This window comes from Cloacibacillus evryensis DSM 19522, assembly GCF_000585335.1.
GTDB classification, from domain to species: domain Bacteria; phylum Synergistota; class Synergistia; order Synergistales; family Synergistaceae; genus Cloacibacillus; species Cloacibacillus evryensis.
On sequence record NZ_KK073872.1, the window covers coordinates 2,942,235 to 2,964,890 of the forward strand.

Annotated in this window: 23 protein-coding genes and 1 tRNA gene; 10 read left to right on the forward strand and 14 right to left on the reverse strand. The window is 56.4% G+C overall.

The genetic code is table 11. The features are described 5' to 3' along the window. Window positions 1-60: 60 nt before the first annotated feature. Complete coding sequence (locus CLOEV_RS13185; RefSeq protein ID WP_008710054.1) at window positions 61-309, reverse strand: hypothetical protein; 249 nt, start codon at window positions 307-309, stop codon at window positions 61-63. 237 nt (window positions 310-546) lie between these two features. Here CLOEV_RS13185 and CLOEV_RS16200 point away from each other — a divergent pair, with 237 nt between their 5' ends. Then, on the forward strand, window positions 547-942 hold the full coding sequence (locus tag CLOEV_RS16200) for a helix-turn-helix domain-containing protein (protein ID WP_008710053.1): 396 nt from the start codon (window positions 547-549) through the stop codon (window positions 940-942). Window positions 943-1,005: 63 nt separating this feature from the next. Here the strand turns inward: CLOEV_RS16200 and CLOEV_RS13195 are convergent, their stop codons facing one another. The 3 genes from CLOEV_RS13195 to CLOEV_RS13205 all read right to left on the reverse strand — a co-directional run bounded on the left by CLOEV_RS13195 (window position 1,006) and on the right by CLOEV_RS13205 (window position 4,336). Beyond that, on the reverse strand, window positions 1,006-1,377 hold the full coding sequence (locus tag CLOEV_RS13195; RefSeq protein WP_034444277.1) for a hypothetical protein: 372 nt from the start codon (window positions 1,375-1,377) through the stop codon (window positions 1,006-1,008). 16 nt (window positions 1,378-1,393) lie between these two features. Further along, window positions 1,394-3,019, reverse strand: coding sequence for a dual-specificity RNA methyltransferase RlmN (gene rlmN, locus CLOEV_RS16590; RefSeq protein ID WP_084482420.1), 1,626 nt, complete (start codon window positions 3,017-3,019; stop codon window positions 1,394-1,396). 87 nt (window positions 3,020-3,106) lie between these two features. Further along, complete coding sequence (locus CLOEV_RS13205; protein WP_034444286.1) at window positions 3,107-4,336, reverse strand: phosphodiester glycosidase family protein; 1,230 nt, start codon at window positions 4,334-4,336, stop codon at window positions 3,107-3,109. Window positions 4,337-4,630: 294 nt separating this feature from the next. Between CLOEV_RS13205 and CLOEV_RS13210 the strand changes: the two genes are divergently transcribed. The 7 genes from CLOEV_RS13210 (at window position 4,631) to CLOEV_RS13240 (ending at window position 8,464) form a co-directional block, all read left to right on the forward strand. Continuing rightward, the gene (locus tag CLOEV_RS13210) at window positions 4,631-5,053 is read left to right on the forward strand and encodes a Fur family transcriptional regulator (RefSeq protein ID WP_008710049.1); all 423 of its coding nucleotides are present in this window, start codon (window positions 4,631-4,633) and stop codon (window positions 5,051-5,053) included. Next, complete coding sequence (locus CLOEV_RS13215) at window positions 5,050-5,349, forward strand: hypothetical protein (protein WP_008710048.1); 300 nt, start codon at window positions 5,050-5,052, stop codon at window positions 5,347-5,349. Before CLOEV_RS13210 ends, CLOEV_RS13215 begins: the two co-directional genes overlap by 4 nt. 54 nt (window positions 5,350-5,403) lie before the next feature. Further along, window positions 5,404-6,396, forward strand: coding sequence for a metal ABC transporter substrate-binding protein (locus CLOEV_RS13220; RefSeq protein ID WP_034444295.1), 993 nt, complete (start codon window positions 5,404-5,406; stop codon window positions 6,394-6,396). Between the two features lies 1 nt (window position 6,397). Next, a complete protein-coding gene (locus CLOEV_RS13225) occupies window positions 6,398-7,084 on the forward strand; it encodes a metal ABC transporter ATP-binding protein (RefSeq protein WP_034444297.1) in 687 nt (228 codons plus the stop codon). Next, window positions 7,081-7,896 carry a metal ABC transporter permease gene (locus CLOEV_RS13230; RefSeq protein ID WP_218915525.1) on the forward strand — a complete coding sequence of 272 codons (816 nt, stop codon included), beginning with the start codon at window positions 7,081-7,083 and terminating at the stop codon, window positions 7,894-7,896. The genes CLOEV_RS13225 and CLOEV_RS13230 overlap by 4 nt, the downstream gene beginning before the upstream one ends. After that, window positions 7,893-8,312 carry a TIGR03943 family putative permease subunit gene (locus tag CLOEV_RS13235; protein WP_051485099.1) on the forward strand — a complete coding sequence of 140 codons (420 nt, stop codon included), beginning with the start codon at window positions 7,893-7,895 and terminating at the stop codon, window positions 8,310-8,312. The genes CLOEV_RS13230 and CLOEV_RS13235 overlap by 4 nt, the downstream gene beginning before the upstream one ends. Window positions 8,313-8,388: 76 nt before the next feature. Beyond that, window positions 8,389-8,464 (forward strand) — tRNA-Ala (locus tag CLOEV_RS13240). A 335-nt stretch (window positions 8,465-8,799) separates the two neighbouring features. On the opposite strand, the gene CLOEV_RS17075 is transcribed toward CLOEV_RS13240, so the two are convergent. The 6 genes from CLOEV_RS17075 to CLOEV_RS13270 all read right to left on the reverse strand — a co-directional run bounded on the left by CLOEV_RS17075 (window position 8,800) and on the right by CLOEV_RS13270 (window position 16,760). After that, on the reverse strand, window positions 8,800-8,955 hold the full coding sequence (locus CLOEV_RS17075) for a hypothetical protein (protein ID WP_169732170.1): 156 nt from the start codon (window positions 8,953-8,955) through the stop codon (window positions 8,800-8,802). Between the two features lie 7 nt (window positions 8,956-8,962). After that, window positions 8,963-11,731: a magnesium-translocating P-type ATPase gene (mgtA, locus tag CLOEV_RS13250; RefSeq protein ID WP_008709601.1), complete on the reverse strand. Its 2,769-nt coding sequence runs from the start codon at window positions 11,729-11,731 to the stop codon at window positions 8,963-8,965. A 192-nt stretch (window positions 11,732-11,923) separates the two neighbouring features. Then, a complete protein-coding gene (locus tag CLOEV_RS13255; RefSeq protein WP_034444299.1) occupies window positions 11,924-12,169 on the reverse strand; it encodes a hypothetical protein in 246 nt (81 codons plus the stop codon). 295 nt (window positions 12,170-12,464) lie between these two features. Then, window positions 12,465-12,968: a winged helix-turn-helix domain-containing protein gene (locus CLOEV_RS13260; protein ID WP_008709599.1), complete on the reverse strand. Its 504-nt coding sequence runs from the start codon at window positions 12,966-12,968 to the stop codon at window positions 12,465-12,467. An 18-nt stretch (window positions 12,969-12,986) separates the two neighbouring features. Further along, complete coding sequence (gene mgtA, locus CLOEV_RS13265; protein ID WP_034444300.1) at window positions 12,987-15,650, reverse strand: magnesium-translocating P-type ATPase; 2,664 nt, start codon at window positions 15,648-15,650, stop codon at window positions 12,987-12,989. A gap of 459 nt (window positions 15,651-16,109) precedes the next feature. After that, complete coding sequence (locus CLOEV_RS13270; protein WP_008709595.1) at window positions 16,110-16,760, reverse strand: YczE/YyaS/YitT family protein; 651 nt, start codon at window positions 16,758-16,760, stop codon at window positions 16,110-16,112. Between the two features lie 177 nt (window positions 16,761-16,937). Between CLOEV_RS13270 and CLOEV_RS13275 the strand changes: the two genes are divergently transcribed. Then, entirely contained in the window at window positions 16,938-18,086 is a 1,149-nt protein-coding gene (locus CLOEV_RS13275) for an aldo/keto reductase (RefSeq protein WP_034444303.1), read from the forward strand. Between the two features lie 93 nt (window positions 18,087-18,179). Here the strand turns inward: CLOEV_RS13275 and CLOEV_RS13280 are convergent, their stop codons facing one another. Then, window positions 18,180-18,647, reverse strand: coding sequence for a macro domain-containing protein (locus CLOEV_RS13280; protein WP_034444306.1), 468 nt, complete (start codon window positions 18,645-18,647; stop codon window positions 18,180-18,182). Window positions 18,648-18,792: 145 nt separating this feature from the next. Here CLOEV_RS13280 and CLOEV_RS13285 point away from each other — a divergent pair, with 145 nt between their 5' ends. Further along, a complete protein-coding gene (locus CLOEV_RS13285; RefSeq protein ID WP_245591133.1) occupies window positions 18,793-19,467 on the forward strand; it encodes a DNA-3-methyladenine glycosylase family protein in 675 nt (224 codons plus the stop codon). Window positions 19,468-19,520: 53 nt separating this feature from the next. Here CLOEV_RS13285 and CLOEV_RS13290 read toward each other — a convergent pair whose 3' ends face one another. The 3 genes from CLOEV_RS13290 to CLOEV_RS13300 are packed head-to-tail and all read right to left on the reverse strand — an operon-like array spanning window position 19,521 to window position 22,284. Next, window positions 19,521-20,285, reverse strand: coding sequence for an ABC transporter ATP-binding protein (locus CLOEV_RS13290; RefSeq protein WP_034444309.1), 765 nt, complete (start codon window positions 20,283-20,285; stop codon window positions 19,521-19,523). Further along, window positions 20,282-21,121 (reverse strand): ABC transporter permease, encoded by an 840-nt coding sequence (locus tag CLOEV_RS13295; protein WP_232196848.1) that lies wholly within the window; start codon window positions 21,119-21,121, stop codon window positions 20,282-20,284. Before CLOEV_RS13295 ends, CLOEV_RS13290 begins: the two co-directional genes overlap by 4 nt. A gap of 59 nt (window positions 21,122-21,180) precedes the next feature. Next, entirely contained in the window at window positions 21,181-22,284 is a 1,104-nt protein-coding gene (locus CLOEV_RS13300) for an ABC transporter substrate-binding protein (RefSeq protein ID WP_034444311.1), read from the reverse strand. Window positions 22,285-22,656 lie beyond the last annotated feature (372 nt).

Here is a 22,656-nt window from a genome sequence, read left to right on the forward strand (position 1 = left end):
GGAAATAACGGCGGCGCTCCGCGCCGTTTTCTGATCGGCCCTTTTATTGCCGGCCGGCTCTTATTTTAGGCAGTTGCCCCATTTTTTCATGATGATATCGCGGAAATCGCCCTCGCCCAACATTAAATCACGTTCCAGCACTTTGGCGTGATGACAGATATAGTCGTCAAGCTCGCGGGCGGTAAAGCCGTAACCGAGACCCCTGATCGCTTCGCAGCGCGTCTCTTCAGGCATCCGTGAAATTTTGACCAGCCTCTCGGGGCCTTTTTTCAGTTCGTTGATAAAATCCTCAACATCCAGTGAGCTCATGCCAATTCCTCTTCTTGTGAATCTCCGATCGATACCATTATGGTATGAGACAAAATATATACCGCGATCCCGGCTTTCCGTATTTTGCAGCAATGCCGCTGTGTTATATTTTATAGGATACTATCGATTTAATCACGGAAATTCAATGAGCTTTGAGGCTCAATATTCCATTTGGGAACAAATTATAATTCCGAACAGTTCTTTGCCTTATAAGTACCGTTCTGGAATAATCAAACCATGGAAATATTTAACGAGCGGCTGAAAACCGCACGAAAACGTAAAAATATGTCCCGTGCCAAGCTGGCTGATATGCTCTGCGTCACGCCCGCTACGGTGACCCGCTGGGAAAACGGCGACCGCGAGCCTGATTTTGCCACGACCAAAAGGATCGCCGGCACATTGGAGACTACGATCTCTTTCCTGCTCGGCGAGATAGATAAACCGGAACCATTTATCATCGTCCCCACTTATATTCTTCCCGAAGACCAGTTCCATACGAAGTTGGCGGTCCCCTCGCAGGACGAGGCGCTGCTCGACCACTTTCACACTCTGGGGCAGCAGGAGCGCGAAGAGGTCATGCAATTCATCAGATTTAAAAAATATATCGCCGCGAAAAAAGAAGGAAGACAATGAACGGCGCCCGCAGAGATGATATCGGCTCCGCGGGCGCTTCGTTATTCCATATTTTGAGCGAAACTAATCGGTTTCCTTGTTCGGGCTGTCGTCCCTTCTGAGAGCGGTCGCTGGAAGCTCCACGATCTCGCTGGCCTCCTCGATCTCCTCCTCGTCCGCAGCTACGTTGACGGCGTCGGGATCGCGCGGCCTGCCGTGGCTTACGACCTCGGGGTCGTCCTCGGTGTAGACCATTCTCCGACCGGACGGTTCCCCGCGCTCCGGAGGCGAGAAGTCGCGCGAAGTGTAGACACGGAACGAGGATGCGCCCGTGAGGAATTTATACAGGATAAGGGCGCAGAGCAACAGGCCGATAAACCCGATGAAGAAGATCATCGCCGGGAAGGCAAAGCCGAAGATCAGCGTTCCGATCAGCAGAAATAAGAGAAATCTCATCTAAATCCTCCGTAGTCTATGATTTTTTGCTCCGTTTAGTCTTGCGAGAGACGCCGTAAAATTTGCTGAAGGCTCCCTGCGGCGTGTCTGCCGCTTTCCTGGCTGACCTCTTTTTGCCGGTTCCGCCTTTGCCGGAGGGGCTTTGAAGCCCCTTTTTATCATCACGGCGTTTCCCGTCGGAGGTTTTCTTCGGGAAAGCGTCCTTTTTCTGGAAAGACTCCCTCTCCTGAGGCGTATCGCGCCGTTCAAAGCGCGGCGTTTCGCCGCCCTCGCCCTGACCTCTGTAGCTAGGGCGGGCTTCCTTCATTTTGCCGCTGCGGTAACGCTCCGCGGAGGGCCGTTCACCGCGCTCCGCCGCGCCGCGTCCCGCGCCGGCGTTCGGGAGTTCTTTGGTGGAGGGCAGGCCGTCGTCCGCCGCCCGTCTGCGTCTGCCGCGCTCCGCGACGAAGCCGCCGGATGGTTTGGACGGGCTCTTTTTCATAGCATCTCTTCGCGGAGCCGTCTCTCTCCTGCGTGACGGAGCGGGGCCGCCCGCCTTTTCCTGCCTCTTTTCGGAGGTCATTTCCTTCTTTGTGAGCGAATAGGCGGGCGCCTCGAGCGGCACGGAACCGCCGTCAAGCGTCTTGCGGCGCAGCTGTCCGCAGGCCGCGTCTATATCGGCTCCCTGTTCGGAACGGATCTCCGTCTCGAAACCGGCCGTCTGCAGGATGCTGCGGAAGCGCAGCACATCTTCGGCCTTCGGCTTTTCGTAACGCTCTCCGACGGCGTTGAAGGGAATGAGGTTTACAAAGACATGTATCCCTTTGAGAAAACGCACCAGTTCGCGCGCCCTCTCCACGCTGTCGTTGACACCCCCGAAGAGGGCGTATTCTATCGTGATCCGGTCGCCGGTCGCGGCCTGATATTCCTGCATCGCGCGGCGCAGTTCGGCTATGGGATAGGTCTCGTTGACCGGCATCAGGAAGCTGCGCAACTCATCCTCGGCGGCGTGGAGCGATACCGCGAGGCGCACCCCGAGGCCGGAATCTGCCAACTCCTTGATCCCCTGGATGATGCCCGAAGTCGATATTGTTATGTGGCGGATGCCGAGGCCGCGCAGTTTCGGATCGTTAAGCATGCCGGCAGATTTAATGACGGACTCCGTATTGAGGAACGGCTCTCCCATGCCCATATAGACGACATTGTTCACCTCGCGCCCGATATGTTTTTCTATCGCCGTCACCTGTCCGGCGATCTCTCCCGCACTCAGGTTGCGCACAAAACCGGAGAGTCCCGTGGCGCAGAAGGTGCATTGCAGCGGACAGCCGACCTGCGTCGAGATGCATGCCGTCAGGCGGTCGCCGTATTTCATCAGCACCGATTCGACAGACTCGCCGTCCCGCAGCTGCCAAAGAAATTTCCGCGTCCCATCCTGTGAACGCTGCTCGCGCGCAAGCGTCGGATAGGCGAAGTCCATCTTTTCCGCGAGCTTGTCGCGCAGCGGCTTCGACAGGTTCGTCATCTCTTCCACGTTGTCCGTATGTTTCTGCCAAAGCCACTGGCATATCTGGTCGGCGCGGAACTTAGGCTCATCCAGCCCCTTCTCGATATATTCCTTCCATTCGCTGTTATCCAGATCTAACGCATATCTCTTCTCTGCCATCTCTTTACCCTCGTTTTTTATCGATTTACACTTCTTATTCTACCACTAACGTTCATTCCGCTGATTCAGATGTGTCGGGTGCTGCCGCTATTGACGAACGCCGGAACCGGGTTCGAACATAAGTATAGCATAGGGAATGGGGCGCTCCCTGTCGCTCGCGTTGCTCGGCAGGGAAAAGGTCATTCCGCGCCACCAGAGGGAGCTCGACCCGCCGCCGTCAAGGTTGAGCGCCGTCTTCAGCGAGAGCCAGCCGCATAGGCGGCGCAGCTCCTCTATCGTCATCCCGACGCTGTGCATATTGTCGCGTCCGTCAACGACTCCCCAGAGGACGCGCTTGCCGTCTGTGCCCACAAAGGTGCGCGGGTGGCGGAAATCCAGCACATTCGGATGGACCTTTTCCGTATTCGCAGACGGCGTCCCATTCTTCACCAGCAGCGGTCCCGCCTGCAGCACCTCCGTGAATTTGTCAAAGTTATGGTCGGAGGAGATACTCGCCGTCTCCTTGCCGTCGATAAAGACATACTCACCACTTTCGTTCCAGCCGAAGGCCGAACGGTTCGGCCAGAACTTCGCGTTGTCGGTATAGCCCTGGCGGCGCAGCACTCCGATCGGCTTCGCGCCCGCAAAGTATCCTCCGTTGATGCCGCCGATGACGCCGTAGTTCTCGCCCGCGATCGTCGCGAGCGGCGCTTTGTTGGCGCCGACCATCACCGCGGTGGCGATCTGGCAGGGGATGCTCTTCATATCGACGGCGAGCACCGCGGCGAAGAGCGGCTCGTTGACGCCGTTTTTCATATCGCCGGCCGCAGGCCCCGAGGGGTCGCCCACGCCGTGTTTTATCATGATCAGCTCCGTGCCCTCCCAGGCGAAGGAGGCTTTCCAGCGCGCCTCTTTCTTACATTCTTTGAGCCAAGCCGCGATCTGCGCGACGTCGTCGGAGGTCGCCGGCGCGGCAAGGTCGGCGCGCACCGGAGCTGGCGGCAGCGGACTCATAGTCGAGGCGAGATACGAAACTCCCTCCACCTCGGGCCACTCCGGAAGGATGCCTATCTGATCCAGCGCCTTGATGACGAAGCCCCAGCCCATCGCCTCCAGCGAGAGGCGCAGCGCGTCGGCGCGCGTAAGCTCTCCTGTGAAGGCTGAAAGCTGTTTCTGCGGGACCTCGCGCCCCAGCGCTTTGAATATCGCCGGCTTCACCTCGGCCGCCGTCAGCGCGGACGCCGGCGCCGGCGCGAACAGAATGAGCTGGAACGTAAAAAATACCGCCAGGCCGCAAGCGGCCGTCCTTTTTATTTTCTCAAATGTCTCTTTAAGCATAGTTTTATATATTGCCTCTCCGTCTCCAGGTTTATCATGCCGCGGCGCGATCTCCCGCGGGCATCTGAATATTTTATACCACTTGTCCGCGGATGTCTCCGCAGTATTTTACGACGCCTCGCGCTATATCTTTGTAACAGAAACATGTGGTGATTTTATGTCGGCGATAATATTTCGCGCGACCGGCTCTCCGCATATCGGCCGCGGACTGCCCCGCCTCAGGAAACGCCTCCTTGCGCGATCGCCTCCATTGTGATATAAAATGAAAACAGATTGCAGTTTAAGGAGCGAGGTATGATGTCCGGGCGCGGAAGATACAAGACAAAGCATCACGATTCGGTGTTGGCGATTCTCTTGGAGAACCCTCTGCGCTGCTTTACGGTCGACGGCCTCTGCGAATCCCTTGATGAAGAGGGACGGAAGATGGGCAGGACGACCGTCTACCGGCAACTGGAAAAGATGACGGCGGACGGCTTGGCTCTGAAATATATTTCGGAGAAGGGGGAGGCCGCCTCATACCGCCTATGCGGCGAAAACTGCCGCCTGCATCTGCACCTGAAGTGTCTCGACTGCGGCGCCCTGACCCATTTGGACTGTGCCGCGGCGGAGAGCTTTTCACAGCATCTGCTGGAAAACCACTCCTTTCGGCTCGACCCCGCAAAGACGGTGATCTACGGCCATTGCGGCTGCGACGCCGGGAACCAGGAAGACAGATGACGGCCGGACGCATATCGAAACGCGCCGCGCGCCTCACGGCGCTGGCGCTCTTTCTGACGATATCGTTCCTGCTTGCGGCGCTGCCGCTGCACCATGCGGGCCATCTCTGCAGCGGCGCGGGCTGCCCCGTCTGTCTTTCGATAAGCAAATGGCAGAGGGACGGCTCGGCGCCCCTGCCGCCGCTCCAAACCGAAGCGGCGGCGCTTGCCGCGGCCTTTCTTTTCACAATCCTTCCGCCGCGGCGTCTATTTTCACCGCGAACGCTTAATTCGCTGAAGGTGGAGATGAACAACTAAAGGCTCCTCCGGCCTTACATAAAAAATAAACGATCACGGAGGTAACCCTTTACTATGAAAAAATATCTAATCGCATGCGCGGCCGCCCTGCTTCTGGCAGCCGCCCTGATATACGCCGTCAACGGAGAGCGGACGGCGACGACGGCCGAAGACGGCCGCCCCAAGGTAATAGCGACAATATTCCCCCCATACGATTTCGCGCGCGCGGTCGGCGGCGGCAAAACGGACCTCTCGATGCTGCTCAAACCGGGCATGGAGAGCCACTCCTACTCCCCCTCGCCGCAGGACATCATCAACATCCAGAACTGTGACCTCTTTATCTATATCGGAGGAGAAAACGACCAATGGGTCGACCGGATAATAAATTCCCTTGAGAAAGATAAACGCCCGCAGGTATTGAAGCTTATCGACTGCGTTTCCCCCGTCAGGGAAGAGTTAGCGGAGGGCATGCAGGAAGAAGAGGGCCACGACGGACACGATCATGGCGCGGCAGAGGGCGAAGCCCACGAGCACGAAGGCGAGTATGACGAACATATCTGGACCTCGCCGCGAAACGCCGAGAAGATGACGGCCGCGATCATGGACAAGCTCATCCTCATCGACTCGAAAAACCGTTCATTTTACAAAGAGAACGCCAAAGCCTATATCGCGGAGCTGGACAGGCTCGACAAGGATTACCGCAGGGCAGTCGCCGACGGCCGGCGCCGTAGCCTCGTCTTCGGCGATCGCTTCCCCTTCCGTTATCTGGCGGACGAATACGACCTCGACTACGCGGCCGCTTTCCCAGGATGCGCGGCGGAGAGCGAGGCCAGCGCCGCGACTATCGCCTATCTTATAGACAAGGTGAAGAAGGAACAGATCCCCGTCGTCTTCCACATCGAAATGTCCAACGAAAAGACGGCGGAGGCGATATGCAATGAGACGGGGGCGAAAAAGACGCTCCTGCATTCATGCCACAACCTCTCGCGCTCCGAGTACGAGCAGGGGGCCACCTATATCAGCCTGATGAGGAACAATCTGAACAGCCTCAGGGAGGCGCTCCGCTGAGATGCCGGCCTTTGTATGCAGCGGCCTGAGCGTCGCCTACGGCGGCCGGGAGGCTCTCTCGGACATCGACTTTGAACTGCCGCGCGGCGCTTTCCTCGCGATAGTAGGTGAAAACGGTTCGGGGAAGAGCACCCTGATAAAGGCGCTCCTGGGCCTGATAAAGCCCTCGGCGGGGACGGTGCGCCTGGGAGAGGGCCTCAAGACGAGCGATATCGGCTATCTGCCCCAGCAGCGGGAGGCGAGGAGCGATTTTCCCGCCACCGTTTACGAGATCGCACTCTCCGGACGGCTCAACAAGCTCGGACTGCGCCCATTTTACGGCAGGCGCGACCGGCGCTGCGCCGAAGAAAGCCTCCGGCTGATGGGCCTATGGGAGCTGCGTACAAAGGCCTTCCGCGAACTTTCAGGCGGCCAGCAGCAGAGAACGCTACTGGCCCGCGCCCTCTGCGCCTCGGGCGGGCTGCTGCTGCTGGACGAACCGGTGACGGGACTTGACGCGGAGGCGGCGGAGCGGATGTACTCCCTGCTGCGCGCCGTCAATGAAAACGACAAGACCACCGTGATCATGGTGACGCACGACCTTACGCGCGCCGCGGCAACAGCCAGCCATATACTGGAACTTGGAGGCAAGCAGAAGTATTTTGGCGAAAGCTGCCGCTGGCCCGGCGGAACAGGAAGGACAGAATGATCGAACTCATCGCGGAGATGCTCTCCTATAAATTCCTCGTGCGCGCCGCCTCGGTAGGGCTGATGGTCTCGCTCTGTTCCGCGCTGCTGGGGGTCAGCCTCGTCCTTAAACGTTACTCGATGGTCGGCGACGGACTTTCGCATGTGGGTTTCGGCGCGCTCGCGGCGGCGGTGGCGATGGGAGCCTCGCCGCTCGGACTTACGATCCCGGTGGTCGTCGCGGCGGCCGTGCTGCTCCTGCGGCTGACGGACGGCAGCGGCATCAAAGGAGACGCCGCGATAGGGCTGATCTCCGTAAGCTCGCTTGCGGCGGGGGTGACGGCGATATCGATGTCAAGCGGTTTCAACACCGACGTCTGCAATTATATGTTCGGCAGCATCCTCGCCATGAGCAAAAACGACGTCCGGCTCAGCATGGCGACTTCGGCGGCGGTACTGCTGCTCTTCCTGCTTTGCTACAACAGGATCTTCGCCGTTACCTTCGACGAAAACTTTGCGAGAGCCACAGGGCTGGACGCGGGATTCTACAACATGATAATTGCCGTGCTCACGGGAGTGACGATCGCCGTCGGCATGCGGCTGATGGGGGCGCTGCTCATCTCGGGGCTGATAATCTTCCCCGCCGTGACTTCGATGCGGATATTCAGAAGCTTCCGCGGCGTGGTCCTCTCCGCGGCGGCCGTCTCCCTATCCTCCTTCCTCGCCGGACTCGTGCTCTCCTATGCCGCGGGAGTACCTGCCGGCGCCAGCATCGTGCTCGTGAACCTCGCCTTCTTTCTCCTCTTCGCCGCGGCCGGCAGGATAAGGCGATGAGAAACAGGACGGCCGCGGCGTTCTGCCTGCTGATCCTCCTCGCCTCGCCGCTTTGCGCCGCGGAAAAGGTGCTTGAGATAAAAGAGAGAGTATTCGTCTCGCTGATCAACGAGATATATATCAACGCCGACGATTACATAGGCAAAAAGATACGCCTGCAGGGTGTCTTTGAAAAATTCACCGACGAAGAGACGGGAGCGGCCTTCTACTCCGTGACCCGGCAGGGGCCGGGCTGCTGCGGCTCGGACCTGAATCCCGGCTTTGAAGTCATCTGGAACGGGAAATATCCCGCCTCCGGCGTCTGGGTCGACGCGACGGGAGTCCTTGAGGTATATGAAAAAGAATACCTACGCCTCCGCCTGACGGAGCTGAAGCTCCTCCCGGCGAACAAAAAAATGAAACTCTACGTACAGTAAATACCTTCCCGCGGCTGCGGCAAAAGATTTTTCTTGACATAGCCGCCGGAAGTCAGTATAATTTCTTTTGTTTTTCGGGGGTATAGCTCAGTTGGGAGAGCGCTTGAATGGCATTCAAGAGGTCAGCGGTTCGAACCCGCTTATCTCCACCAGAAAATTAGAGCCTTGCAGACAATTAAATCTGCGAGGCCTTTTTATTTTGATCCCATTGATTATGCGGGCTGCGCGTATGACGCAGTCTTCACATGCAAATTTAGTGCGGAAGTATGATGGCGGCGGCCACCGGCATTCGCTTGGCGGCCTTACAAAACAGTTGGCTGTTTATAGCCGCAAAGACAAGGATGTCCCGAGGAGATCTCCGGTGCGGAGGTCACCTCGGGACGTTTTAAGACTTACTTTCAAACCGGCGCGACAGACACCCGGCAGGCCGCGAGAGAAAATTCATCGCATTTTTTGCCGGAAACAGATACCCGCTCATTGCTTATTGTCAAACTTTCTCGGCCTCACCTTCCAAAACACAACGTTCATCAGAACGACGATCAGCGCCACGACTACCATCGAGACCCAAAAGCCGACGTTCAAACCAAGATACTCCGCAGTCCCAAAAAGCTTTATCCAAATATTCATCCAGTTCATCATTCATACCTCCATCAGAGCAGATCACCGTAATGGCGCACATAAGCTTTTTTCAGACTGGTCGCAAGAACCATATACAGCAGGATGCAAGGGATCAGGTAGGCGAAGTAGCTTGCCGGCAGCGCTACGAATCCAAGCATCCGGCCAAATTCGGTAAACGGGATCACCGTCAGCAGCGCAATGCCGGAGCAGGTCAGCAGCGTAAGCGGAGCGGACGCATGGCTCTGAATAAAGGGCAGCTTGGGCGTGCGGATCATGTGAATGACCAGCGTCTGGCTCCACATGGATTCCACGAACCAGCCGGCCTGGAACATGGCGGCATAGTTCGCCTGCATCTGTACAAGCTCCGCTCCGCTGAAATGATTTGCGAGGTCGTTAAACAGCACGCCGTTGGAGACGAAGATCGGGCAGAACACAAAATACATGAAGATGTACGTCGTCCAGTCGAAAATGGAGCTGGTCGGCCCGATCCAGATCATGAAGCTGCCCACCGAGGAGGCGTCCCATTTTCTAGGCACGAGCAGGAACTCCTCATCCACGTTATCCCAGGGGATTGCCGTGCAGGACAAATCGTAAATCAGGTTCAGGAAAATCAGATGCACGCTCATCATAGGCAGGAACGGCAGCAGAGCCGCGGCTGCGACGACAGAGAACATGTTGCCAAAGTTGGACGAGGCGGTCATCTTGATGTACTTGATCATGTTGGCGTAAGTCTTGCGGCCCTCGAGGATGCCCTCTTCCAGCACCATCAAGTCTTTTTCCAGCAGGATGATGTCCGCGGATTCCTTTGCCACATCCACCGCCGTGTCGACTGAGATGCCTATATCGGCGGCTTTCATGGCGGCGGCGTCGTTGATGCCGTCCCCCATATAGCCTACCGTGTGGCCGGCATTGCGCAAAACGGCTACTACGCGGGATTTCTGTTCCGGCGTCAGTTTGGCGAACACGTCGGCGGTTTCCGCCGCTTTTGCCAGCTCTTCATCCGTCATGCGGTCGAGGTCTGCGCCCAGAAGCATGTTTTTCACTTCCAGCCCCACCTGTTTGCAGATGGTGCGGGTGACTTTATGGTTGTCGCCGGTCAGTATTTTTGTATTGACGCCATGGTCTTTCAATGCCCTGATGGCGTTCGCGGTCGACTCCTTAGGCGGATCAAGAAAAGCCAGGTAGCCGATCAGCACCATGTCGCACTCATCTTTTACTCCAAAGGCGCCTGCCGGCGACGGATTGCTCTTTTGGGCCAGGGCGATGACGCGCAGCCCCTTCTCGTTCAGGTCGTCCACTGTTTCCAGGATATTGCCGCGCAGCTCGTCCGTCAGCGGCTGCGCTGCGCCCCCTACTTCCGCGTAGGCGCAGATGGAGAGCATTTCTTCCACAGCACCCTTGGTAACGATCTGAGTTTTACCCGTTTTATCCTGTACCACCGTCGACAGGCGGCGACGGGTAAAATCAAAGGGGATCTCATCCACCTTGACATAATTTTCGGAAAGGTCGAGGAGCTGCGGGTTTTCTGACTCTTCCTCCTCCGTCTTATGAATGATAGCCATATCCATCAGGTTCTTGTAACCCGTCTGGAAGTAGCTGTTCAAGTAAGCGTGGCGGAGCACCCGCACATTCTCGTTTCCGCTCACATCCAGGTGGTACTCCAAAACGACCTTATCCTGTGTCAGCGTTCCGGTCTTGTCCGTACATAGGATATTAATGGCGCCAAAGTTCTGGATGGAATTCAGGTTTTTTACGATGGTCTTCTTTTTGCTCATGGCAACCGCGCCTTTGGCAAGGCAAGTGGTCACGATCATCGGCAGCATTTCCGGGGTCAGACCTACAGCAATGGAGATGGCGAAGAGGAACGCCTGCAGCCAGTCGCCTTTGGTAACGCCATTGATAAAGAATACCAGCGGCACCATCACCAACATAAAGCGGATCAGTACCCAGGATACCGAGTTCACGCCCTTGGTGAAGCTCGTTTCCACCGCCTCGCCGGCAACGGCGGAGGCCATGGAACCAAACAATGTATTATCCCCGGTACAGACGATGACAGCGGTCGCGCTGCCTGAAATCACATTGCTCCCCATGAAAGCGATGTTGCGGTAATCCGTGATGGAATCCTGCGTCCCGCTGACATTCTGGAGCTTTTCAACCGGCTCGCTTTCGCCGGTCAGAGACGACTGGCTGATGAACAAGTCCTTCGCTTCCATAATGCGTACGTCTGCGGGGATCATATCGCCCGCGGACAGGTGGACGATATCACCCGCGACAGCGTCGTCCAGCGGGATTTCCTTCTTTGCCTGTCCCTCCCGGTCAACGGTGCAGGTGGTGGTGATCATGGCCAACAGTTTTTCTGCCGCGTTGCCGCTCCGTGATTCCTGCACGAAGCGCAGTGTGCCGGAAATTATAACCATCGTAAGGATGATCACAACGGTCAGGCAGTCAAAGTCCTCCGGAGCACTCCCAAACAGGCTCATCATCGGAAGCAGCATATCCGTGATAAAGGACACCAGCGCCAGGCAGAACAGGATGCCGGTAAAGGGATTGACAAAGGCATCCGTCAGGCGTTTGGCAACTGATTTCCTTTTTTCATGCGTGACCTTGTTGGGGCCGTATTTTGCGCGGTTGGAAACAACGCCCGCTTCATCCAGACCGTTCAAACCGGAATTCAAATTCTTCAGCGTCGCTTTGATCGGGTGAGTTGCGGCAAAATGGACGCGGCGCTCCTGCTCTTCACGCTGGACGGCCTTCTCTGACATCCTGAGAGCCTGCATCCTGTTATTCATTTTTTCAGTCATGCGTCTTACCTCCGTTTTCTTTTCGTTCGGCAAGACACAATTAAATCAAAACACATGGAATCCATCTGTTCGTTGTTATGTGCCTTGCCCTGATAATCGAGTACCGCCGTCAGGGTCCATCTGTTTCACCTCACTTTGTAACAAGCGAATGCAAAGGCTAAGATCGCGCCCCGATCGCCAAATGTTTTAAGTTCATTTCTCCGACTCCAATCTTTTTTTAAACAGCCCGAGCTCTTCGTTCGCCTTCAATATCCGCCTTTTTTTCTGAAAGAGAATCGCGATATTGAGAACCAATAGCAAAATGGCGAGGATATTGGATATTTGCCATATGCAGAATACAATGCGCCGGTGACCCGCCATTACAAGGAATATGACAAACAATGCCGCCGACCAGATTTCATATATTCTCACGGCTGCTCCAAACCATTTGTTTTTCATAGGTCCCTCCTTATAAAATTTCCCACCCGGCCGAAACGTCCGCCGGGTTTTCGAAAAATCCTCCTTACGATCGCTTCCAGGGCGGCGGCCTTTGATTTACCGAAGGAAATGTACTCCGCAAGGATCTCGACTTTTTCGCCCCTCTCATAAATTCTTTGGGCATTATAAAAAAATCGCAGGAGAACTCACATGGTCAAAGCCTTGCGATTTCCTTGCGATTTTGCAAGAAATTTATGGGCGCAGCGCAATAAAAGAGGGCCGCTTTTGTTAAAATGCGGTCCTCTTTCGCGATCCCCTATAGGTTGTCGTTGAATTTATAGCCGATACCCCAAATGGTCAGGATATATTCCGGCGCGTCCGGATTTGGCTCGATCTTTTTTCGCAGCTTTCGTATAAAAGCCATAATGTTGCTGTCCGCCAACAAGAAATCCTCGCCCCAAACAGAACGGTAGATCTGCTCCTTTGTAAAGACCTCGCCTCTATTTTGAATCAGAAAGTATAAAATATCAAATTCCTTCGGGGTCAGGTTTACTTCAACTCCCCGAAACATCACCTTTCGGTTTTTAGGCCGTACGGAAAGCTCTCCAACGCAAATTCCGTCATCTGCGGTACCGGGAAAAGAACCCATTCCATCCTGTGCGCCCAGCATCAAGGTCGAAACTTCTCCGGTCATAAGCTCATGAAGACCTGTCATCAGCTCATCGACACAGGCGGTTTCAGGCGGCTCACGCTTCAGCTTGTCATAGAGCCACTTTGAAAGGATGGAATCCATAGGGATAAAGCTTATATTTTTTTTCAATGCGGATTCCTCCTTTTCTCAAATCAATTCATGGTATCGTTTTTGGTATAAGCGCTTGGCAATGGTCGTTGAAAGCATATAGAGCGATACCGTCAGCAGCAAAAAGCCAAAATACCGCAGCGGCAGCCGGGTCAGTCCCAGCACCGCTGCAAACGGCGTCACTGTCAGGAGGGTAAAGACAACGATTCCCGCCAACGTGATAAACGAGACCGGGCAGGACGCCCTGCTTTGCAGAAAGGCGACCTTTTTTGTGCGTAATAAATGTAAAATCAACACCTGCGTCCACATGGACTCTAAAAACCAGCCCGTCTGAAATATCGCAACATATTTTAAGCGCAGCATCGGGTCGGTCAACTGTGTATAGGTCAATCCGCCGCACAGGGCGGGACAGAGGACAAAATACAAGAATAAAAATGTCAGAATATCAAACACGGAACTGATCGGGCCAAAGACACACATGAAGCGCGCCAGCGTTTTTCCGGACCACGCACGGGGCGTGACAGTGTCCTCTTCATCCACGCTATCCCACGGTAAAACAATACACAGGGCGTCATAGAGCAGATTCAAAAGTAAAAGCTGGACAGCCGTCATCGGCAGGAACGGCAGCACCGCGCTGGCGCAGACGATAGACAGAATGTTGCCGAAATTGGAGCTTGCCGTGATCTTGATATATTTAAGCATATTGGCAAAGGTCCTGCGCCCTTCCAATATCCCCTGCTCCAGCACGGTCAGGTCTTTTTGGAGCAAAACGACGTCGGCGATATCTTTTGCCGCATCCACGGCGGTATCCACCGAGATGCCGACATCCGCCTCGCTTAGTGCGGGGATGTCGTTCATGCCGTCCCCCAAAAAGCCTACGGTATGCCTGTTTTCCCGCAACGCGCCCAATATACGGACCTTTTGCCCCGGGGTCAGCTCCGCGAATACATCCGCCTGTTCCACGGCCGAGCGAAGTTGTTCGTCCGGGAGTTGATTTATTTCCGCCCCCGTCAGGACCAGATCCACAGAAATTCCGACCCGGCGACAGACCGACACCGCGATTTCCGACCGGTCGCCGGTCAAAATTTTAGGCCGCACCTGCAACTTTTTGAGTGCCTGGATAGATCCCGCGGCAGATTTTTTAGGCGCGTCAAAAAAGGCCAGATAGCCTGTCAGGATCAAGTCCCTCTCGTCCGCCAAAGCAATAGTATCCTGCGCCCCCAAGCTTTTGTGCGCGACGGCAATGACCTTCATGCCGTCTTCCAGCATCTCATCCACAACGGAGGCCACGTTATCGAATCCCCCGTTCCCGACAGGCAGCAGCTCTCCATCGTACTCAACAAAACCGCAGCGGGAGAATACCTGCCGGATGTCGCCTTTGACAATCAGTTCGTGCCCGCCGTCCGCATCAGCAACTAATGTACTGACAAATTTGCGGTTATAGTCAAACGGTATCTCATCCGCTTTTTGATAACGCTTCACCAACGCCGCATAGAAAGACTCTTGTTTCGGCATAGTGCGGCATACCAAGATCGCATTGTCGATAGGGTTGCGGACGCCTGAGTGATAAAAGCTGTTTAAATAGGCAAGATGCAAAGCTTCTGAATTTTCATTCCCAAGAACGTCCATATAGTATTCCAACAAAATATTTTCGTTGGTCAGTGTGCCGGTCTTGTCCATACAAAGCACATCCATGCTGCCAAAGACCTGCATAGCGTCTATGTTTTTCACGATCGTCCGCTTTTTCGACAGCGAGAGGCTGCCTTTTGCAAGGCAGGCCGTAACGACCATAGGGAGCATTTCCGGGGTCAGTCCGACCGCCACGGAGAGAGCAAAGACGAAGGACGCCACCCAACTGCCCTTGGTGATGCCGGACACCAGAAACACCACCGGCACAAGGACCGCCATAAAACGAAGCATGACCCACGCGATCGAGTTGGCGCCGTTTTGAAATGCCGAAACGCCGTCGGAATCAGGGCGGATAAAATTCCCATACAGCGTATCTTTTCCGACGGCCAGAACCACACCTTCGCCCTTTCCGCTGATAACCGAGGTCGCCATAAAAGCAAGGTTATCAAGCTGCGTCAGCGGGGTCAGCTCCGAATAGCGGTTGGCGCGGCTGCTTTTTTCGAGAATCGCGCTTTCTCCTGTGACGGCGGCCTGTGATACGAATAAATCTTGTGTCCTGATCAGCCTCAAATCAGCAGGAATCCGGTCGCCCGCTGAAAGAAACACCAAATCGCCTACCACGAGCTTTTCAGCCGGCACGTCCGCCAACACTCCGCCCCGCTTGACGGTAACATTAGCGTGAATCAGGCGTTCCAGCCGGTCGGAAGCGTTTTTAGCCCGCAGTTCCTGCATCAGCCGGATCGCGCCGCTGATCAGGATCATGACGCAGATAATCACGACGGTCGTGATATTTCTGCTGAAATTGGAAACAAGCAAGACGTCGGTAATAAAAGAGATGACCGCCAGCACAAACAGAATCATGGTAAACGGATTTATAAACGCGCGGCGAAGACGGTACCACAGCGTATCGTTCCTTCTGCCGGTCAGTCGATTTTCTCCATATTTATCGCGCATGGCTTCTATCTGCCCTAACGGCAGTCCATTTGGCGTGGTGGGAATGTCCTGATAAATTTCCTGTGCGTCACGATAGGCGTACTTTTTCATACGGCTGTTCAGCAACGTTGATTTTGGCAAGACAATTCCTCCTTCCCAAATCTCACATAGTGACTATTCTATCATAAAGAGAGCAAGGATGCTTCGAGATGCAGGCCTGCCGACGCGGGGTGCGAAAACAGGACCATAGGGTGCGGCTCATCCCCGCGCACTGTTCGTACCAGTATCCGTTTTCGTTTTTTCCGTTGCTTTGAGGTCAAAGAGGGCGGGCCGGTATGGGGCAAACGCTGTACCCACTGTATGGCCTGCATCTGCGGCTGCCCCGCGGAAGCGATCGAATACGGCAAAAGGACCGTCGGCAAGAGGCGTTATTATAACGAGGGCTATAACGCCGGAAACATGTCCGCGGGCAAGTGAACGGCGACGATGCCGCTGGATTCGCGGCAGTACCCTGCGATGAGCTGAAGATGTTTTACGCGATTCCCAGGCGTCACAGTCCAAATATCGGTGCGTACCCTATAAATATATGCGCACAAGCCGTCACGACCTCTGCGGGTCCAGATAGCTGCCGATGAAGCCGAGCCGTCTGTTATAGAGCCTGACGATCATGCCGACGACAAGGGCGGAGATCACCGTGCCCTCGCCGATCCCGTTCAGGCCACGGAAGAAGATCAGCGAAAGCGTCACCGCCGTCAGCATCAGCGTGACGTCAAAACAGGCTTTGACGACGCCGAATTCTTTATTGAGCACCTTCGATATCGCGTAGACTATCCCCTCGCCTGGGACCATGAGGACGTTAGCGTAAACTTCGAGGCTGATGCCGAAGGCAAGTATCGCGCAGCCGGCCATCAGCGAGGCGAGCTTCGCCGCGTAGCTCACAGGCGCGAAAGAGGCCAGGAGCAGCATGCTCACGTCAATGAACCAGCTAAAGACAAAATTGACCGCGACCTGCAGCAGTTGGACCTTCTGAAAATCCCGGCGCAGCAGCAGAAGCTGCAAGAGGATAAAGGCGCTGTTGAGAACGAAAGAAAACTCCCCCAGCGTCGGCGCGAACCGCAGGCTGAACACATAGGGCACGCTCGATATCGGCGAGGTGCCGAGGCTGGCCTTTGTGATGAAGCTTATCCCGAAGGAATTGATGAGGACCCCGATGATAAATACAAGATAGCGTTTCAGAAGCAGGATGTTCAATTTAATGCAACCTCTTTTCAAATATAACCGTTATATGATATTACCGTCATTTTTCATTGTCAAATAAAAATTGTCCGGAGCTTGACTTAGAGCCGGCTCCAGGTGTTATAGTTACCGTGAACAAAGAGGCGGTAATCCCCGCGAAAATATACGCGGCGACTTCAGGAGGAATAATCAATGAGATACAGAAAACTCGGCTTGACCGGAATAACGGTAAGCGAGATAGGCTTGGGCTGCGAGGGATTTGTCGACCACGACGGCCGCTATACGAGAGAACTGGTGGATATCGCCGCCGCGGGCGGCGTAAACTACATCGACCTCTATTCGTCCGACCCCAGGGTGCGCGAGGGGCTTGGGCGCGCGCTCGCCGGCAGGCGGGAGAAATTCGCCCTTCAGGGCCACCTCTGCACGACGTGGGAGGACGGACAATACCGGCGCACACGCGACGAGAAGGAGGTGCGCGAGAGCTTCGCCGATCTGCTGCGGCTGCTGGGGACGGATTATATCGACGTCGGCATGATACACTACTGCGACTCCGCGGAGGACTGGCGCGAGATCGCGGATGGCCCCGTGATGCGTTACGCGCGGGAGCTCAAGGCGGCGGGAAAGATTAGACATATCGGCGTCAGCAGCCACAACCCGGCCGCCGCGCTGGCGGCTGTGAAGAGCGGCCTGATCGAGGTGCTGATGTTCAGCGTCAACCCCTGTTACGATCTGCAGCCGGGAGGCGAGGACTGCGAGGCCCTCTGGGACGACCGGAGCTACGAACAGCCGCTGCTGAATATGGACTCGGAGCGCGAGGCGCTCTACGAAGCCTGCAGCCGCCTCGGCGTCGCGATCACCGTGATGAAGGCCTTCGGCGGCGGCGACCTCCTCAGCGAGGAGCTTTCGCCGGCCGGACGCGCGCTTACCCTATATCAGTGTATCAGCTACGCGCTGACGCGCCCCGCCGTCGCCGTCGTACTTGCCGGGGCGCATACTCCCGACGAGCTCCGCGCGAGCGTCGCCTATTCCGACGCGCCCCCGGCCGAAAAGGATTACGCGGCGGCCCTGGCTTCGCTGCCAAAGATAAGCTGGCACGGTCACTGTATGTACTGCGGACACTGCGCGCCCTGCCCCGCCGGGATCGACGTCGCGGCGGTGACGAAGTTTTTCAGCCTCGCAAAGGCGCAGGGCTCTGTCCCCGAGACGGTGCGGGAACACTACGCGGCGCTGCCCCGGAAAGCCGGCGATTGCATGGAATGCCGCGCCTGCGAGAGCCGCTGCCCCTTCGAGGTGCCGGTCGTCGAAAACATGCGGCGCGCAAAGGAAATATTCGGCGCGTAAGAGCCCGTCCGTCACAAAGGCCGGCAGCGTCCCGCGGGCGAATCTTGCCGCGGGACGCTGCCGGCCAAGCATATATCAAGTAAAAAAATCCCCTCAGCCGTCAAAGAGGACCAAAGAGACCTCCATCCCGCCGTTTTCCCTCAAAAAGTCCATAATGGATTCTTCGGCGACGCGCAGCGCCTCGTCCTTCGGGTAACCGAAGATGCCGGCGGAGATGAGCGGAAAGGCCACGGAGCGGCAGCCGTTTTCCTTCGCGAGCTTCAGCGAGCTTTTATAGCAGGAGGCGAGCAGTTTCGCCTCTCCCGCGCCGCCGCCGTACCATACAGGCCCGGCGGTGTGGATTATATATTTCGCCGGCAGCGCGAAGGCCTGGGTGATGACGGCGCTGCCGGTGGCGACGCCGCCGATGGCTTCGCAGGCGCGCGCGAGCTTATCCGCTCCGGCAGCCGCGAATATCGCGCCGCAGACGCCGCCGCCGGCGAGCAGCCGCGTGTTGGCCGCGTTGACGATCGCGTCGGCCTCCGCCTTCGTAATATCTCCGTGGATTATCTTAAATGGCATAAAAAGCACTCCTTTCGCGGGATGTCCACATAATTTTAACAGAAAAAAGGCGGCCGCGCCTTTTTATATACCGAACTATTTCAAGAAACGGAGAGCCGCTGCCGCCGGCTTTTGCATTATAATTGGCCTATAAAACCATAAAGGCGTGAACATATTGCATTTTTCGTATACGGAAGCGGAGCTCGACCATCTGAAAAAAAAGGATAAAAAATTAGCGGCGGCGATCGGAGAGATAGGGGCGCTCACAGGATGGCATGTGGAGCCGGATATCTTTTCCGCGCTCGTCCATCATATCGCGGGACAGCAAATTTCGACACAGGCGCAAAGAACGGTATGGGGCCGGATCAGCGCGGGGATAAAAGAGGTGACGCCGGAGAATGTCCGCAGCGCCGGCGTGGAAAAGATGCAGAGCTTCGGCATCTCGTTCAGAAAGGCCGAGTATATTACGGAGCTCGCGCAAAAGACCGCGTCCGGCGAGTTTGACCCCACCGCGCTGTGGGAAATGGATGACGAGGATGTGATAAAAGAGCTCTGCGCCCTCCGCGGCATCGGGAGGTGGACCGCGGAGATGCTGCTTATCTTCTCCATGCAGCGGCGCGACGTGCTGAGCTTCGGGGACTTCGGCATCCGCCGCGGGTTGAGGATGCTATACCGCCACAAGGAGATAACGCCGGAGCTGTTTGAACGATATCGCAAACGCTATTCGCCATGCGGCAGCCTCGCGAGCCTCTATCTCTGGGAGATCGCCGGCGGCGCGATCCCCGGGATGACCGACCGCGCGCCTAAAACGGCCGGGAAAAAGGGAGCCGCCGCGCGGTAGAGGCCGCCTCCCGGCATCAGCATTGATCCCACGCCCGCGCCGCAAAACGGCGGCTAGTCTTCTTCGCCTCCGCCCTCCAGGAGTTCGAATATCCGTTCGGTCATCTCTCCGTATCCCGGCGCGGAACGGTGACGGGGGCGTTCAAATCCTACCTCGATATTTTCCAGCACGCGACCGGGATGCGACGTCATGACGACGATCCTGTCGGCCAGATAGATTGCCTCGTCGACACTGTGCGTGACAAAGACGACCGTCTTCCTGTCCATCTCCCATATACGCAGCAGCTCCTTCTGGAGCAGCACCCTCGTGTGCGCGTCAAGCGCCCCGAAGGGCTCGTCCATGAGCAGCACGTCTGGATCGTTCGCAAGGGCCCGCGCGATCGCCGCGCGCTGGCGCATACCGCCTGAAAGTTCGTGCGGCTTTGCGTCGGCAAACCTCTCGAGACCGACGCGGGACAGATAGTCCATCGCCAATTCCCGCCGCTCCTTTTTGCCCATCCCGGAGAATTCCGGACCCAGCGCCACGTTTTCTGCAACGGTACGCCAGGGCAGCAGCGAATATTCCTGAAAAACCATGCCGCGCTCTTTTCCCGGACCCGTAATGGCGGCTCCTTTATACAGCACCTCGCCCTCCGACGCCCTCTCAAGCCCGGCGACGATGCGCAGCCAGGTAGATTTTCCGCAGCCGGACGGGCCGAGCAGGCAGACAAATTCTTTGCCGGCCACAGCGATATCGGCCCCGTCGAGCGCCAAGACGCGCTTTCCCCTGTCGAGGACGAACTCCTTGCGTACCCCTCTGGTCTCTATGAGCGGATTCATCGCGACAGCCTCTGCCAGGAGAAGAACCTGCCCTCAAAATAACGAAACGCCGCGTCGATGGCGAGCCCCATCGCCCCGATGCTTATCATGCCCGCCATGACGATGTCGGTGCGGGCCACCGTGTAGGCGTGCGTTATCACATAGCCGATCCCGGATATGCTTCCTGGCATCATTTCGGCGGCAACGAGGCACATCCAGGCAACGCCGAGGCCGAGGCGCATCCCCGTGACGATCGACGGGGCGGCGGCCGGCAGCAGTATCTTAACGAAAATATCGCGTTCGGACGCTCCCAGCACGCGGGCGGAGTCGACGAGTGTCGTCCTTACGCTTTCGACGCCGTGAATCGTATTGAGCAGTATCGGGAAGAATGCGCCGATAAAGATGATGATGAGCATGGAAAATTTTATATTGTTGAAAAAGACATACCATTCCCCCTCTTCAATCCCAAGCATGGTGGCAAAGCTCGCGACGCCGAACCAGGCCAGGATCAGCGGTATCCAGGCGAGCGGCGGCATCGGGCGCAGCATTTCGACGAGCGCGCCCATGAACCTGTTGACTGTTTTGTAGTGTCCCATAAGTATTCCGAGCGGCAGCGCGAGCGCCAGCCCCGCGAAGTAGCCGCAGAGGACGCGCATCGTGCTCATCCCCAGATTCTGCATCATGGAGCCGAGACGCAGGATGTCCTCGTTGGGACGCAGGAACAGCCCCCACACCTGCGGCACCGTCGGCAGCACGACGTCGTTTTCAAGCTTGACCGCCGCATACTGCCAAAGAATGAGGACGAGCAGCGGCGCCGCCGCGGGAAGCAGTATCCTGTATGAAAATGATTTCATCATTACCTCTGGTCTTTTTCAAGGGGACGCGCCGCCAAGCCGGCGCGCGTCCCCCTCCTGTCTTATTTCTCCACCTGCGTGAAGCGGAAGTCAAAAACTTCGTTCTTTACCTCGCTGAGCTTTTTGTCTTTGAGTTTGCCGGTGAGCTGGCCGAGACGATTCAGCATTTCAGGATACAGCGCGGCGTTCTTCAGCCACGTCTTTGTCACTTTAGTCGAGAACTCCATCTCCGCCCGCGCGATCACCTCCGGCTCAAGGCCGAGCCAGTTGGCGGCCTCGGCGGCGGCCTCCTTTTTATTTTTCTGGCACCATTCGCTGGAGACGGTGAGAAGGCGCACGTAGGCCTTCACAGCCTCGGGATACTTCTCCACGACCTCTTCGCGCCCCGCGATGCAGCAGCAGGGAAAGCTCTCCCAGGCGCCCGCCGGCGGCAGCTCTTTCATCTGGAGGACGATATGTCCCTGTTTCTTCGCCTCGACGACTTCGGGCGTCGGCGCCGGGGCCACGGCGAATTCGACCTGCTTCGCGACCATCGCGGGAATGACGTTCGCCACGCCCTTAAGGTCGATCATGAGGATGTCCGCGTCGGCTTTCGCAGCGTTGGCGTCGCCGGTGATCTTCAGGCCGGCCTTGTCCATCGCGCCCTCAAAGACGATCTTCGGCGCGCTCGTCGGCGAGTGATAGCCCACGGTGACTGGTTTTTTCGACTTTTTCACATATTCCTGGAAGGCCTTCCAGCTCCTGACGTCGATATCGTTCCTCGCCACCATCGCGACCGCGTCGGCCTGAAGAGGGGCGAGTACCTTGATCTTCGTGCCGCGGTCGATGCCGGAGAGCATCGCGGGGAAGGAGTTGGTGGTAAGGTCAAGATGATCCTGCGCGAAGAGCGAGGTCGCTTCGGAGCCGCTCTTGGTCACGATGACGTTGAGGCGGGCGACTTTTTTGCCGTCGGCGTAAAGGTCGAATTTTTCTCTCTCGACAACGGGTTTGAGCCAGACGCCGGATTCTTTGAATTTCTCGCCGCGCGCCATCGCGACCATAAAGGCCTCCTGGTGCGTCGTTATCCCGTAACTGGCGCGCAGCGCGGGAACATCTGCGGCAAATGACGGCAGGCCGTAGAAAGAGAACAGGACGGTGATCAGTAAAACGGCAAAAATTTTTTTCATAAGATATTACACTCCCTGAAATCAGAATATTATCCAACTATACGCAACACGGCCCTGCGGGCCGCCGATGCGGAACTGTGGGAAAACATAATGGGAATATTACAGGATAAAGCAGGGCCTATATCTGAAAGAGAGAAGGCTTTGTGATATCCATGCAATAATGCACCACGTGCACCGCGCATAACGCGCCGCCTCAAAGCACAGTCATCAACATGGACTCACCCGCCTCTCATAAAAGTCGCAAACCGACAGAAATAATAACTTTATTTTAACGCGTTGTCCATCGCCGTACTTTATGCCGCTGCATAATTTTGTTTTATCCGGCAATATGCCGGATATACGTTTTAAAATCCGCTTAACGTGATAGAATTA

What these genes read in the sequence shown, in the direction of transcription:
- CLOEV_RS17075 (WP_169732170.1), bottom strand. Translation starts at nt 8,955, where the DNA reads ATGAATGATGAACTGGATGAATATTTGGATAAAGCTTTTTGGGACTGC.
- CLOEV_RS16200 (WP_008710053.1), top strand. Translation starts at nt 547, where the DNA reads ATGGAAATATTTAACGAGCGGCTGAAAACCGCACGAAAACGTAAAAAT.
- CLOEV_RS13210 (WP_008710049.1), top strand. Translation starts at nt 4,631, where the DNA reads ATGATGTCCGGGCGCGGAAGATACAAGACAAAGCATCACGATTCGGTG.
- CLOEV_RS13280 (WP_034444306.1), bottom strand. Translation starts at nt 18,647, where the DNA reads ATGCCATTTAAGATAATCCACGGAGATATTACGAAGGCGGAGGCCGAC.
- CLOEV_RS13195 (WP_034444277.1), bottom strand. Translation starts at nt 1,377, where the DNA reads ATGAGATTTCTCTTATTTCTGCTGATCGGAACGCTGATCTTCGGCTTT.
- CLOEV_RS13205 (WP_034444286.1), bottom strand. Translation starts at nt 4,336, where the DNA reads ATGCTTAAAGAGACATTTGAGAAAATAAAAAGGACGGCCGCTTGCGGC.
- CLOEV_RS13300 (WP_034444311.1), bottom strand. Translation starts at nt 22,284, where the DNA reads ATGAAAAAAATTTTTGCCGTTTTACTGATCACCGTCCTGTTCTCTTTC.
- CLOEV_RS13255 (WP_034444299.1), bottom strand. Translation starts at nt 12,169, where the DNA reads ATGAAAAACAAATGGTTTGGAGCAGCCGTGAGAATATATGAAATCTGG.
- CLOEV_RS13295 (WP_232196848.1), bottom strand. Translation starts at nt 21,121, where the DNA reads ATGATGAAATCATTTTCATACAGGATACTGCTTCCCGCGGCGGCGCCG.
- CLOEV_RS13225 (WP_034444297.1), top strand. Translation starts at nt 6,398, where the DNA reads ATGCCGGCCTTTGTATGCAGCGGCCTGAGCGTCGCCTACGGCGGCCGG.
- CLOEV_RS13235 (WP_051485099.1), top strand. Translation starts at nt 7,893, where the DNA reads ATGAGAAACAGGACGGCCGCGGCGTTCTGCCTGCTGATCCTCCTCGCC.
- CLOEV_RS13230 (WP_218915525.1), top strand. Translation starts at nt 7,081, where the DNA reads ATGATCGAACTCATCGCGGAGATGCTCTCCTATAAATTCCTCGTGCGC.
- CLOEV_RS13275 (WP_034444303.1), top strand. Translation starts at nt 16,938, where the DNA reads ATGAGATACAGAAAACTCGGCTTGACCGGAATAACGGTAAGCGAGATA.
- CLOEV_RS13185 (WP_008710054.1), bottom strand. Translation starts at nt 309, where the DNA reads ATGAGCTCACTGGATGTTGAGGATTTTATCAACGAACTGAAAAAAGGC.
- rlmN (WP_084482420.1), bottom strand. Translation starts at nt 3,019, where the DNA reads ATGGCAGAGAAGAGATATGCGTTAGATCTGGATAACAGCGAATGGAAG.
- CLOEV_RS13215 (WP_008710048.1), top strand. Translation starts at nt 5,050, where the DNA reads ATGACGGCCGGACGCATATCGAAACGCGCCGCGCGCCTCACGGCGCTG.
- CLOEV_RS13290 (WP_034444309.1), bottom strand. Translation starts at nt 20,285, where the DNA reads ATGAATCCGCTCATAGAGACCAGAGGGGTACGCAAGGAGTTCGTCCTC.
- CLOEV_RS13220 (WP_034444295.1), top strand. Translation starts at nt 5,404, where the DNA reads ATGAAAAAATATCTAATCGCATGCGCGGCCGCCCTGCTTCTGGCAGCC.
- mgtA (WP_008709601.1), bottom strand. Translation starts at nt 11,731, where the DNA reads ATGACTGAAAAAATGAATAACAGGATGCAGGCTCTCAGGATGTCAGAG.